We start from the raw sequence: 13,854 nt of genomic DNA on the forward strand, positions 1-13,854 counted from the left end.
TATGGCTAGAATCTTTGACTCTGAAATTTATATATCGCCAACAGATGAGTGGATCTTTCGAGAAAACAAAATTGATAAAGAAGAAATTTTACAATACTTCCGTAACAACCTTCATGGTAACGAAAAAGGGGTTTATATAGAAAATAAATTTGGAGACTTAAGCGAACATGGATACATTCGTATCGATGGATTTCCTTGCCATGTCCTCCATGTAGAACTCACTGAGAAAGGAATCCTATTCCATACCGATGACGGAAGGAGTTATCCTTTTGGTGAATTTGAAATTTATGAAACAAGTGACGGTGGACTACTCGGTCTACGGGCTTTAGAAGAAAGAATCAAATACCGATTCACTTGGAATGCTGCTAGAGAACTTTCGGATCATTTAGAGGAAGAAGGTGGTATCACCTATTTGAAATGGAATGATGTAAAAATGGAAGTTCCTATGTATACGGGAGAGATTTTAGTTTCTCTCCCGACAGACTATTCTTAATTCGAAGGAGCTTCTTCGTCAGATTTTAGTTCCCGCCAAAGGTCATTGGCTTCTGAAAAATCTTTCTTTAGAGTTAGAGCTTTGTGGAGGTATTGTAAGGATCTTTCTGGGCGATTCCACAACTTATACAAAGTTGCGAGGTTAAAATAAGAAATATGTGGGGCATCATTCCGTTCACAACGAATGGATTTTTTAAGCCAATACACAGCTTCTTTATCGTTTCCCATACGCAACAAAAGGACTCCTATTTCATTACAAGGATTGCCGTATTCATGATTTAGGCTCACCGCTTTGTAATAAGAAGTGAGTGCATCACTCCATTGGCCCAGGGCATTTTGCACGAGGCCCAGATAAAAGTAGGCTTCTTCGGATTCTTCCAATTCTAAACTGGAACGAAGTTGGAACTCGGCTCGGTCTAAATCACCGAACTTAAAATGGTCTTTTGCTAAATCTAAGGAAAGTTGGAAAGAACTGGAAGACAATGAGATCCTCGCCTTTTTTCTTTCATTTTCGGATGTCTTAAAAAATCTCCGTAAAACTTTTTATTTTTTCAAAGACAAAATCAGTTCTTCCGCAATTTGCGAAGCGGTCAGTCGGTAATGGTCCAAAATCTGATTCCTTTCCCCGTGGTGGATGGGTTCTGGTGGCAAAGCGAAGGTTTTTAAGAACTTACCCAAAAGACTTGCTGGAATTTCATTCAAAAGAAATCCGGAAGCACCCGCATGGATGTAACTTTCATCCAAAATCACAAACCGTTTGTTCTTTTGGATCTGTCCATGGACAAGTTCTGTATCATAAGGACGTAACCAAAAAAGATCCACAACAGAAACGCTGATCCCTTGTTGTTTAAGAATCCCCGCTACCGAGTTTGCGATCGGCAACATAAATCCAACAGAAAGAACCAGTAAATCCTCTCCTTCAGTCACAAGCCGTCCTTTTCCCTTGGTTACCGAAAACGGGGATTCAAACTTTAACTCGTGTAAGTTGCCACTATCTTTTGGAAAACGGATCGCAATTGGATGATCCGTATAATCTTTCATAAAATGAAGGCTATCAATGATGTCTTGTGCGGTACTCGGAACCATGATGTCCATATTTGGAAGACCAGCCAAATACCCAAGATCAGAGAGACCTTGGTGGGTTTCGCCGTCAGGACCGACGATCCCTGCTCTATCGATCACAAACCGAACTGGTAAGTTCATAAGCGATACATCTTCCACAAGTTGGTCCATAGCCCTTGTAAGGAATGTGGAATAGATGCACATAAAAGGAATGGCACCACCACTCGTCATGGCGCCTGCAAAGGCTACGGAATGTTGTTCGGCAATTCCTACATCAAAAGTATGTTCCGGATAGGTCTCTTGGTATTCGCGGAGTCCCGAACCTTCAATCATAGCAGGAGTGATGACTGCAATTCGTTTGTCTTTGTCTGTTAAATCGGTCAGTGTTTTTCCAACAATTTTGGAAAGGCCAATTTTATTCGAATCAGAAGAAGCCATTTTTCCTGATTCTTTGTTAAACGGTGTCACACCATGATATTTGATAGGATCGGCTTCTGCTGGTTTGTATCCTTTCCCTTTTTGGGTCAATACATGCAAAAGGACAGGGCCTTGGATTTTAGATAGATTTTGCAACATCTGAACCACACGGTTTACATCGTGGCCATCAATCGGTCCAAAATAAGTAAACCCTAAGTCCTCAAAAAGTCCGCCGGGCCGCATCATAAAATGTTTAAAAGATGTTTCCATATTATGGGCGAGCGCTTGTAAAGCGGGCCCAATGAGTGGAATCCATTTTAAAAAACCATAAAATGCCGTCTTACCTTTGTTATAGATCTGTGAAGAAATAATTCGGTTGAGATAATTGGAAATGGAACCCACATTTTTGGAAATCGACATATAATTATCATTCAAAATGACAAGCATATTCGGTTTGACATGGCCGCCGTGGTTCATAGCTTCGAGTGCCATTCCTGTGGCGATGGAAGCGTCTCCAATGACGGCAGCCACTTTATAGTCTTTTCCTAGTAAGTCGCGGGCGCAAGCTTCGCCAAGTGCCTGGGAAATAGAAGTTCCCGCATGGCCTGTGTTGTACAAATCGTATTCAGATTCTTCTCGTTTGGGAAAACCGGAAAGGCCCAGCCACTTGCGAACCGTAGGGAGCTCTTTTTTGCGACCCGTGAGAATTTTATGAGGATAGGTTTGGTGGCCCACATCCCAAATGATTTTGTCTGTTGGGGTTTGGAACACATAGTGGAGAGCAACGGTGAGTTCCACAACACCTAAGTTACTGGCGAAGTGCCCTCCCACATCGGAGAGGGTGTCAATGATGTATTCCCGAAGGTCATAGCAGACCTTGGGGAGTTCTGCTTCTGTTATCTTTCTAAGGTCTTCCGGGAATTGGATTTTGTCGAGATAGGGATAAGATGGCATGTAAACTTCATGTTGCCGCCTTTTGGAGAGGCCGCTTCATTTTCTCCATATCTTCTGGGTTTGTGATTCCAAGCAATTCGTAAATCCGGACAGGTTGGGTTTTTCCTTTTACTCGCACTAAATCAAGCTCCCGAGTGACCACGCGGTCTTTCACTTTTTCGTAAGTATACTCAGAGATAATTACATTTGTGGTGTCCATTTTATTGGACCCTTCCAACCGCGATCCTAAGTTGATTGTGTCTCCCATACAGGTATATTCCATCCTGTGAGAAGAACCCATGTTCCCGACAACGGCTGGACCAGAGTTCAGTCCGCAACCAATATCGATCACGGGAACATTTCGTTCTGCCCATTTCTGTTGAAGGATTTTCAAATAATCAAGCTGAGCGAGAGCCGCCACACAAGCATAGTACGCATGGTCTTCCAAAGGAACGGGCGCACCCCAAAATGCCATGATCGCATCTCCCATATACTTATCAATGGTTCCCTTGTATTCAATGATGATATCCGTCATTGCCGATAGGTATTCGTTCAGTAACTTCACCAAATCTTCTGGACCCAGCTGTTCAGAGATGGTGGTAAAACCACGAACGTCCGAGAAGAAAATGGTAATCTCTCGTTTGGATCCACCCAGAGCCAAATTATCAGGGTGTTTGAGAAGTTCATCCACGACGTCTTTTGAAACGAACTTGGAAAAGGTTTGGCGAATGTATTTTACGTTTTCTTCTTCTGTTAAGATTCTAAAGCCGATGATGGCAACAAAAACCACAATCTGCTCGATCATAACCGATGGGAGAACCGTGATGAGATTGAAAGTCTGGAAAATATAAAGTGTTGCCACGACATAAAGTAACAATTGGGTTAACATGATCGCAAAACCGATATGAGTTTTCATACGTGGTTGCAAAAATCCAATCATCACACCAAGGCCTACATAAATGAGAAAGATTCCCCAGTTTGGCACTGTTCCCAAAAAGTCTTGGTTTAAGATTGTATTGATTGCATGGGCGTGGTGTTCGATTCCCGACATATCACCAAACGGAGATAAGTGGGAGTCTTTGGATGCCCCCCGACCCGTTGCATAATACATAGCAACAAGAAAGATCTTATTACTAATTTGGTTTGCTTCGAGTAACTCAGCATCCCAATCGTTTGTGACTTCGAAAATTTCATTTTGTTTGAAAGAGTATCTTCCACCCACAAAGTTGATTTCCATTTGCCCTTCCCAATCAATAGGAATGACAACTTCTCTCTTCTCATTCGGAACTTGCATCACATCTCTTTCTTCAAACTTACGTTCTTTGATGTTGAACTCTCGAATGATTTTTTTGGGAATGTTGGACAATTTGATATAATGTCCCATATTGACTTCCACATCTCTTTGTACGTCAATACCGTAGTATTTACAAACAATGAGTAAGTCGATGGAAGGGAAATATTCTGTTTCTCTGTCTCTACCTGAGTTATAAACCTTAACGACAAGAGGCATCTTACGATTCAAACCAGATTCATCTTTTTTTACGTTCGCAAAGCCAAGACCTGCTGAAAGTTCAGAGATTGGCTCGATTGGTGGCTGAGGAAATTTAACCCAGGAAATACCACCGTCGTTTTCATCGATTACCTTTTTGATTTGGTATTGTCGAAGGATATCGATTCGTTTTTCTAAATTGAGAACCGCTTCTTTGGACTCCGCACTGACTTCCATAGGGTAGTCAAAGAGGACATTCCGGTTCTTCTGAAGAGCAGCTGCCATCTCTTCTGTTTGACCGGGTTTGTAATCTACGAAGAAAATATCGAACATCAGAATGTTGTTCGATTCTTTGAAAGTATCAATGATATCAGCATAGTAACTCCAAGGTAAGGGCCAAGTTCCTTGTAGTTTTTCTAGAGATTCCGTTGTGATACCAATGATGTTAATATCCTTACGGGCTTTGGCTGGAGGTTGGAATTGAATGTATTCAATTCTACCAGTATCTCCTTCGCTTTCTGTTTTTGTATTGGATCCGCGTAAAAACTGGAATCGTGTGGATACAGAATTTTCTTCCAAATCCTTGAGTGGTTGGAAAGTATTTACCAAGGTATACATGAAAATGGCGATCACATAAGACAACCAAATGGCACCTGACTTCTGTTTGTCTTTAGAAACCTTTTCAATGGTCTTATATACAAAGTAAGAAGAAGTAAGTAGGGTAAGTAATCCGCCGATAAGGAAGGAAAATTCGTATTCCCACCCTGTCATTACGACAGAAATGATCACACCAAGTGTTCCTAGTGCGGCAACGGTAACACTGAGATAGTCCAAAATCGAAAGCGATTTTGATTCTTTGTCGGACATAGAGCCTCTTTATTCGTTTGGGAATTTCCGACCATTTTCCCGGATTTTTTAAAGAGACTCAAATGTTTTTGATAGATAGGTGAAAAAAATTTAGGAAATCGATGTTCTGATCTTCGAAATGTAATCTGCTAGAGCAGAAATGGCCCTCGAACGATCCGATCCGTTTTCTTCAATGATCCTTTGGATGGCAGATCCAATAATGATCCCATCCGCATACTGCGAAATTTGGTTGGCTTGGTCTGGGGTAGAGATTCCAAACCCAGCGCAAATGGGTAATTGGATGGTTTCTTTCAAAAACCGGATCCGTTCCTTCAAATCCACCGAGAACTCACGTCTTTCTCCCGTAACACCAAAAGAAGTTACATAGTAAATAAATCCTGAAGATGTTTTGGTTAGAGCTTGGATTCTCTTTTTCTCTGAGGCAGGTGTCACCAAATGGATGAGATCCATGTCTCTGACCTTTAATTCTCGAAACAAGGTTTCGCTTTCTGCAGTATCAAATGGTAAATCAGGAATCACAAGTCCAATGATCCCAGAGTCTTTGGCACGATCTAAAAACTTGGTAATCCCGCAGTGGTAGATAGGATTGAAGTAAGTTAAATAAACTAGAGGTGTTTCTGGTTTGTGATCATGAATGGCTTTTGTGACACGAAAAATTTCATCAAAGGAAAACGTATTCTTTAGGGAACGGGCTGCGGCCCTTTGGATGACGGGTCCATCGGCAACAGGATCCGAAAAAGGAATCCCAAGTTCCAAAATGTCGGCCCCGTTGTCTAAAATAGTTTTTCCAAATTCGATAGAGTCATTATAATTTGGATCACCTAATGTAAAGTAGGGGATAAAAGCAGACTTAAAAACTCCGCTATCGAATAGTGATTTTATTTTACTCATTTACTTCTTTCACCCAATAGACGCAAAACTTCCGTTACATCCTTGTCGCCCCGACCAGAAAGACAAATAATCAAATCCTTTTTCTTTCCAAGATCGCGGGCAACATCCCGAGCCACGTGAAAGGCATGAGCTGTTTCTAAGGCTGGGATAATTCCTTCTATGCGTGTTACTTCCAAAAAGCAGTCTAATGCTTGTTCGTCTGTTACCATACGATAGTCGACTCTTCCTGTTTGTGATAAGTAAGCATGTTCTGGTCCCACTCCCGGATAATCTAACCCTGCAGAAACGGAATGTGCTGGTACAATTTGACCAGATTCATCTTGGATGATTAAAGTTTTTGTACCGTGTAAAAAACCCGTTTTACCATAGGTTAAAGTTGCAGAATGTTCTCCGGGTTTTGGCCCAAGTCCACCAGCTTCGGCTCCGTAAATGGCAACCTGTTTGTCTTTAAGGAAGGTATGGAACATTCCAATGGAATTGGACCCTCCTCCGACACAGGCAACAATTGCACTCGGAAGTTTTTTATTTTGTTTTTTAAATTGTGACTTTGCTTCTACGCCAATCACCGATTGGAAATCACGCACAATGGTCGGGAAAGGATGAGGACCAATTGCCGAACCAACAATATAATGTGTAGTTGAAACATTGAGTGCCCAGTCTCTCATAGCTTCACTCGTCGCTTCTTTGAGAGTAGCTTCTCCTGCTGTGACAGGAAGGATCTTAGCACCTAACATTTCAATTTTTTTGGCATTGAGGTTTTGCCTTTGAACGTCAACAGCACCCATATAGACAACCGTTTCCATTCCAAACATAGCCCCCACAGTGGCAGTCGCAAGGCCATGTTGGCCCGCACCAGTTTCAGCAATGATTCGTTTTTTTCCCATGAACCTTGCGATGAGCGCCTGTCCGATGGCATTATTGATTTTATGAGCACCTGTATGGTTTAGATCTTCACGTTTGAGCCAAATACGAGCACCTCCCCATTGTTTGGTGAGACGTTCGGCATAGGTCAGCGGACTAGGTCTTCCGACATAGTTCCGTAAATAGTATTCGAGTTCTTTTTTGAACTTCTTACTTTTCTTTAACTTTTGATAGGTGGATTCAAGTTCTTCTAATGCTTCCGTTAAAATCTCAGGAGAGTAACGGCCACCGAATTCACCAAAATAACCAGGTAGGTTTTTGCCCATATATCCCAAGATACGGGAATGGGGGAATATGAAAACTGCTTCTTGGGTTGGGGGTGGGGGTTTTTGGGTACAGATCCCCGCCCTGATTGAACTGGGTGGGGTAAACCACCCGCCACCCAATGGCTTCCTTCTATCACAAAGCCGACATTTCGACCATCCCTTCTCTAAATTCTATAGAAAAAATCTAAAGAAGTTCATGTTCCCACTTGCTCCACAGCATTTTGCAGGGTTTCACGAAGGGTCTGGATTTGTTTTTGGAGTTTGCCGACCAAATCTTCATTCGTTGTGAAGGGAACTGTTTCCTCTACCATGGATTTGCGATCAAGGACGGTAATCTCACCCTTTTCCAAAAATCCTTTTCCTAAAGTGAGGCGAATCGGAAAACCAATGAGTTCGGAATCTTTGAACTTAAAACCAGGGCCCAGGTCACGGTCATCCCAAAGAACTTCGATACCAGCCGCCACTAAAGCTTGGTAGATAGATTCAATTTTGGCAATGTCTTCTGGATTTTTTGCAATGCTCACCAAACAGACAGTAAATGGAGCAATAGAGACTGGCCAATAAATCCCTTTATCATCATTACATTGTTCAATGACAGTGGCCATACAACGATTCACACCAATCCCATAACAACCCATAGTTGTTGTAGTGGCTTTACCCTTATCATTCAGAACGGTAATGTCAAAAGCTTTGGAATACTTTTGGCCTAACTTAAAGATATGCCCGACTTCAATTCCTTTTTCCGCAGTGAGTCCAGTTCCGCAACTCGGACAAGGATCGCCCACCTTTGCTTGCGATACGTCGATTTTTGTAACTTCCTCTTCTTTAAAGAAGTTGGTAAGTTTGATTCCTGAGGTATGGTGATCGACTTCATTAGCACCAGAGATATAAGCAAAGTTCCAATCGATCAGAGAATCAATGATCACTTTCAGTTGTTCTGATTTTGAAAATCCTGGACCAATGAATCCCGGAACAAGACCGAGTTTTTCCATCTCCGCAGGACCCATAGGTCTCAATTCATTACAACCCAAATGATTCTTTAGTTTGTTTTCATTAAGTTCCCGGTCCCCTTCTAAAAAGACAAGAACATAGGTTCCGTCTGCCCATAAAGCCACAGCCTTTAGCAAATTTTCTTCTTTTGTTTTTAAAAACTCAGCAACTTCCGTGATGGTTTTTTTCGAAGGAGTGTGGAGTTTCTCCGAACCAGCGAACGGCTGTTTACCTGTCTTTGGATTTTGGATCACTGGAGTTTTTTCAATATTTCCGGAATACTGGCAAGATGGACAAATAGTGAGTGTCTCTTCTCCAATCGGAGATACTACCATAAATTCTTCGGAAGCAGATCCACCCATATTCCCGGAGTCCGCTTGTACGGGGATTGTGGCAAGTCCCATCCCAGCAAAGATCCTGCGATAAGTTTTACGCATGGTTTGGTAGGTTTTATCCAAAGACTCATCATCCAAATGAAAAGAATAGGCATCCTTCATGGTAAATTCACGAGAGCGAATCACACCAAAACGCGGACGAATTTCATCTCTAAACTTTGTATGGATTTGATAGACATTGATGGGAAGGTCTTTATAAGAACGAACCATGGGTTTTACGAGGACACAGAAAGACTCTTCATGTGTGGGACCAAGGCAACTTTCGTTGTCATGACGATCCTTCAAACGAAACATTTCTTTTCCCATTTTATCCCAACGACCCGACTCTTTCCAAATTTCACTTGGGGTCAAAATCGGAAGTTGGAATTCTAAAGCCCCAGCCCGATCCATTTCAGAACGAACAATACCTTCGATTTTTTTTAAGATACGAAGCCCTAAAGGCAAATAAGAATAAAGACCCGCCGCAGATTTACGAACAAGACCTGCTCTCATCATCAACTTATGCGATGCTACCACAGCATCTTGCGGATCTTCTTTTGCGGTAGGAATTAAATAGGAACTAGCTTTCATCGATATTTCTCTTAAATTTATAGATCAATTGTAAAAACAAAAATTAAAAAATACGCATCACATCATTAAAGGAAACATAAAGTCCAAGCCCAATGAGAAAGAAAAATCCCACTCGAAAGATGGCTTCAATGGCCTTTCTAGGAAGTGGTCTTCCAGTAATTGCCTCATACGCATAGAGTACAATATGTCCGCCATCAGCCATAGGGATCGGAAGTAAATTCATCACCATAAGTGCTAGGGAAATTTTTGCAACAAAGTCAAGGTAAGTCACCCAACCATATTCCAAACTAATTCCAGCAATTTGTACAATACCAATGGGGCCAGACAAGTTCTCTTTGGGAGAAAGAAGTCCTGAAAACAACATGCCAATTCCTTTTAAGGTAGTGGATACGTTTTCATAGACTTTATTCGAAGCACCAACAAACGAAGAGTATATGGTAGATTCTTTTTGTAACTTTTCCGCTTCAAATTTCATAGAAGCTCGAAATCCTAATAAACCAATTGGTTTTAGATTGATATCTGCGGAATACTTCATATTCCCAATCCAGATATCTTTTCGTCCCGAGTTGTTATTCAAATATTCAGAAAGAGTATCTGCTTTATCAAAGGTTTTGTCTTGGATTTTAAGATTAGAAAGTCGATTCTCAATTTCCGAATCATAACTATCCAATCTAAAGTAAGAAATTCCTAATTCTGAAAATTTAGGATGTTTGATATCCCAAAACTCAAATACATTCGCACCTAATACGGGTATTTGGATGGTAACAGTTTCTGTAGCCCAAGGAGTGAGGAGTGGATAAGTTTTTCTTTCCACAACGACCGGAATTGTTTTTCCCTGGTGTTTTCCTAGTTCCGTTTGCAATTCAGGAACGGTATGAACATCCACACCAGCCACTTGTAAAATCATATCCCCGTCTTTTAAAAAAGAGAGAGCTCGCCTGCGTAATGATTTTTCTCTTTCCGCAACCTCTCTTTGTTTCAGGAGTTCTTCTGGAATCTCATCCTTTCGTTCCTCTATTTTTTCTTGGAAGTAAACAGAAGATTTATCATCACGATCGAGTAAGTTCGCTATAAAATGACTGATTTGTTCCCCGTAGGTAAAAGTAGCCACAACGCGTCTTTCGCCATAAGGCATCACTCCAATTGTGGGATGTCCGCCAGCAGAATATAAATTTGGGACAATCTGTACGGTTTTAGTTTCATCCTCTCGTTTATAGCTGACTTCCACGGGATCCCCAGAAGTCAAACTCACATTGGTAAAAATATCTTCGAAGCTTTCCGTTTTTTTTCCGTTGATAGAAATAATTTGGTCGCCTGTCCGAAGCCCTGCTGAGTAAGCAGGACTTGAAACTTTATTAGCATCTTCAATAAAGATACGATTGGAAGAAGGACTGTCTCCCGATAATTCCAGAATAAATAATAAAATAAAACCTAACACTAAATTAGCGAAAGGACCTCCGAGCACTGGAATCATTCGCCGAAGCGGTGGTGTAGAAAGTAAATCGCCTTGCCTTGGTTTTTTGTTTCTGCTGTAGTCATCCCCACGGAAAAGAACATACCCACCAATCGGGATGGCTGTGATTTGGTAAATGGTTTTTCCAATTCTTTTTTTCCAAATCCCTTTTCCATAACCTAACGAAAAAATCCGAGCTTCCACTCCGACTAATTTTCCACATAAGAGGTGCCCCAGTTCATGGATAAAAATAGAAACCGCTAACATGAATACGGCGCCGAGTATCATTACTATCATATAGTCACTCCCCCTCTAACAAATTCTTTCTGAATATAACTACGAGTTTCTCTATCTTTTTCTAAGTATCCTTCCAAATCATCAGGGAAGGAATTGGAGATTTTGTTTAATGCCGATTCGATTAACTTAGGAATGGCGGTAAAGGAAATCCTTTCTTCTAAAAATAAAGCCACAGCCTCTTCATTGGCTGCATTGAATACAGAAGGTGAGACACCCCCTGCCCTCCCTGCTTGGTAGGCAAGCGTAAGACCTGGATACCGACCTAGATCCGGCGGAAAAAATTCTAATGTTTTCCAAGTGGAAGGTTTTCTTTCAATAAGCATTTTCGGTGTGGGTGTTGGATAGAATAAAGAATGAGCAATAGGATAAATCATATCGGGATGGCTTGTGTATTGCAAACAAGCCCCGTCAAGAGTTTCAATGATTCCGTGAGTCAAAGATTGCGGGTGGATCACCACTTCAATTTCATCATAAGAAAATCCAAATAAAAAGTGTGCCTCTATCACTTCCAGGCCCTTATTGATAAGACCTGCCGAGTCTACAGTGATTTTGGGGCCCATAGACCAAGTAGGATGGTTTAATGCCTGTTTTACGGACACGTGCTCTAGTTCTTCAATCGGAAGAGTGCGAAAACTTCCTCCCGAAGCCGTGAGTGTGATTGCACGTATATTGGATCTTTTTTCTCTTTCAATCAACTGAAAGAGTGCATTGTGTTCGGAATCTACAGGAACCATCAGCGTTCCATGTTTTGCCACCAAACGATTGATCAGTGGTCCAAAGGTAACGAGAGTTTCTTTATTAGCAATGGCAATTTTTTTACCAGCTTCGATGGCCGCAATAGTAGGTTTCACCCCGCGTGCTCCAACGACTGCTGTGACAACAACATCCACAGTGGCCAATTGCACTAAATCAGAAAGAGAATCTTCCCCATAGAGAATGGTAGTGGTTTTGTATTTTGATCCAAACTTTCCCTCTAACTTAGAATCGGTGATAGACACCACTTCCGGTGAAAATTCCTCGATCAGTGATTTGGCAAGTTCCAAGTTCGAATGAACCGAAAAACTACGTAAAGAAAAGGAATCTCTAAATTGCCGGAGGACCTTCACAGTAGAAGAACCAACAGAACCAGAAATTCCTAATACAGATACTCCAACCATGTAACTGTTAGACCGTTCTCGGGATAGAATCAGACCGGGTATCCGAGGATTCCCTTAAATAGAAAGTAATAGTAAATCACTGGAACGGTAAAAAGAAGAGCATCTGCTAAATCGAGAACCCCGCCATGACCTGGAATTAGATTCCCAGAGTCTTTGATTTTGGCATCTCTTTTCATTGCAGACTCAGCTAAATCCCCCATAACGGAAATCACAGATACTACAAAAGCAAGAAGGATCGATTCAAAAACTCCAATGGGTAATTTCACACCACTAAAGTGTTCCCAAGTTACATTGAGAATTTGTACACCTACAACAGCTGTAATATTTCCAGTGACATACCCTTCCCAAGTTTTTTTAGGAGAGATCTTAAGCCCAGCAGGGTGTTTGCCAAACCAACGACCACCGAAATAAGCACCCGCATCGCTCATAAAAGTAATCACAGATACTAAAAAGATATAATAGGCTCCAAAAGGAAATGCGAGGAGGAGTAAAAAATGACCCATAGGAATGGCTAAATAAACGGGACCCAACATAGTTGCTCCCACAGAAAAGAGCGCACCATCTAACGGTCGTTTAAGGATTTGTAAAATCCAAAGTATAAGTGAAAGGGATATGAGTAAAAAAGGAACGGGATGGAAACTTTCTCTCAGAATTTTTGATATTTCAAGTATATACGCAGGAGGAGTCACCTCGAACTGCATACCTAAAAATTGGATGTAATATACAGCAAAAATTAAAATCGAAAAAAGAAGGCCTGTGCCAAAAAAAGGTTTGGAATCTTCTCTTTTGCAAAATCCATAAAGTTCTTTTAAACCCAAATAAATTAAGGTGCAACCGAACAAAAAGAACTCAAGGTAATACCAAGAACTATGGAAGATCATAAACACATATACAAATGTTAATACAATTGCAGAAAGAATACGGAGTGTTGTCTCACTCATAACAAACCACCAAATTTACGTTTTCGGGAATCAAAAAATAGAAGGGCTTCCTCCAAAGAGGTTCTTCCAAAGTCCGGCCAAAGTGTATTTGTAAAATACATTTCAGCATACGCACTCTGCCATAAAAGGAAATTGGAAATCCTTTGTTCTCCCGCAGTTCTGATCAATAAATCTACGGGTGGTAAAGGGGATGTATACAAATATTTTTCAAATTCTTTAGGGCTTATGGGTTTGTCCAAGGTTTCTTTTTTGGATTTCCGCACTGCCATAATCCGAGAAAAGTTACTCAAAATCTCTTCGTGCCCACCATAGTTCAGACAAAAGTTGGCAGTGAGTTTTTTGTTCTTCTTTGTGACCGCCATAGCATGGTCAATTTTACTTAAAACAGTTTTAGAAAGTTTGTTTCTCGCGCCACTGTGATGAATGCGAATCCCCTTTGTATGGATGGTGTCGAGTCGAGTCTCAATGAATTCAACTAACAAACCAAAGATGGCTTGGATTTCAGTGATGGGGCGTTTCCAGTTTTCTGTGGAGAATGCATAAAGAGAGATGTTGGGGATTTTGTATTCCAAAGCCACATCCAAAAGGCGATCGATTGCGTTCGCCCCTTCTCTATGGCCTTCGGTTCTTTTTTTCCCCTGGCTTTCGGCCCACCTTCCATTTCCGTCCATGATGACAGCAATGTGCGCAGGGATCGTTTTGAACTTCATAGG

The 13,854-nt window shown here is 41.3% G+C and carries 11 protein-coding genes; 1 reads left to right on the plus strand and 10 read right to left on the minus strand.

The genetic code is table 11. The features are described 5' to 3' along the window. Nucleotide 1: 1 nt before the first annotated feature. Nucleotides 2–493: a hypothetical protein gene (locus tag LEP1GSC195_RS00400; protein WP_198012749.1), complete on the plus strand. Its 492-nt coding sequence runs from the start codon at nucleotides 2–4 to the stop codon at nucleotides 491–493. On the opposite strand, the gene LEP1GSC195_RS00405 is transcribed toward LEP1GSC195_RS00400, so the two are convergent. The 10 genes from LEP1GSC195_RS00405 to LEP1GSC195_RS00450 form a co-directional block, all read right to left on the minus strand. Next, entirely contained in the window at nucleotides 490–975 is a 486-nt protein-coding gene (locus tag LEP1GSC195_RS00405; protein ID WP_015679649.1) for a tetratricopeptide repeat protein, read from the minus strand. The genes LEP1GSC195_RS00400 and LEP1GSC195_RS00405 overlap by 4 nt on opposite strands. 60 nt (nucleotides 976–1,035) lie before the next feature. Further along, complete coding sequence (gene dxs / locus LEP1GSC195_RS00410) at nucleotides 1,036–2,925, minus strand: 1-deoxy-D-xylulose-5-phosphate synthase (protein WP_015679704.1); 1,890 nt, start codon at nucleotides 2,923–2,925, stop codon at nucleotides 1,036–1,038. Nucleotides 2,926–2,932: 7 nt separating this feature from the next. Beyond that, nucleotides 2,933–5,260, minus strand: a complete 2,328-nt coding sequence (locus tag LEP1GSC195_RS00415) for an adenylate/guanylate cyclase domain-containing protein (RefSeq protein WP_015679630.1) — start codon at nucleotides 5,258–5,260, stop codon at nucleotides 2,933–2,935. A gap of 90 nt (nucleotides 5,261–5,350) precedes the next feature. Next, nucleotides 5,351–6,151 (minus strand): tryptophan synthase subunit alpha, encoded by an 801-nt coding sequence (trpA, locus tag LEP1GSC195_RS00420; protein ID WP_015679659.1) that lies wholly within the window; start codon nucleotides 6,149–6,151, stop codon nucleotides 5,351–5,353. Beyond that, complete coding sequence (trpB, locus tag LEP1GSC195_RS00425; protein ID WP_015679581.1) at nucleotides 6,148–7,338, minus strand: tryptophan synthase subunit beta; 1,191 nt, start codon at nucleotides 7,336–7,338, stop codon at nucleotides 6,148–6,150. Before trpB ends, trpA begins: the two co-directional genes overlap by 4 nt. 194 nt (nucleotides 7,339–7,532) lie before the next feature. Next, nucleotides 7,533–9,293: a proline--tRNA ligase gene (locus tag LEP1GSC195_RS00430; protein ID WP_015679521.1), complete on the minus strand. Its 1,761-nt coding sequence runs from the start codon at nucleotides 9,291–9,293 to the stop codon at nucleotides 7,533–7,535. 43 nt (nucleotides 9,294–9,336) lie between these two features. Beyond that, a complete protein-coding gene (locus LEP1GSC195_RS00435) occupies nucleotides 9,337–11,043 on the minus strand; it encodes a site-2 protease family protein (protein WP_040506151.1) in 1,707 nt (568 codons plus the stop codon). Next, nucleotides 11,040–12,200 (minus strand): 1-deoxy-D-xylulose-5-phosphate reductoisomerase, encoded by a 1,161-nt coding sequence (dxr, locus tag LEP1GSC195_RS00440; protein WP_015679584.1) that lies wholly within the window; start codon nucleotides 12,198–12,200, stop codon nucleotides 11,040–11,042. Before dxr ends, LEP1GSC195_RS00435 begins: the two co-directional genes overlap by 4 nt. Nucleotides 12,201–12,229: 29 nt before the next feature. After that, complete coding sequence (locus tag LEP1GSC195_RS00445; RefSeq protein WP_015679622.1) at nucleotides 12,230–13,141, minus strand: phosphatidate cytidylyltransferase; 912 nt, start codon at nucleotides 13,139–13,141, stop codon at nucleotides 12,230–12,232. Next, entirely contained in the window at nucleotides 13,138–13,851 is a 714-nt protein-coding gene (locus LEP1GSC195_RS00450; RefSeq protein ID WP_015679665.1) for an isoprenyl transferase, read from the minus strand. Before LEP1GSC195_RS00450 ends, LEP1GSC195_RS00445 begins: the two co-directional genes overlap by 4 nt. Nucleotides 13,852–13,854 lie beyond the last annotated feature (3 nt).

It is taken from the genome of Leptospira wolbachii serovar Codice str. CDC (assembly GCF_000332515.2).
GTDB lineage: Bacteria > Spirochaetota > Leptospiria > Leptospirales > Leptospiraceae > Leptospira_A > Leptospira_A wolbachii.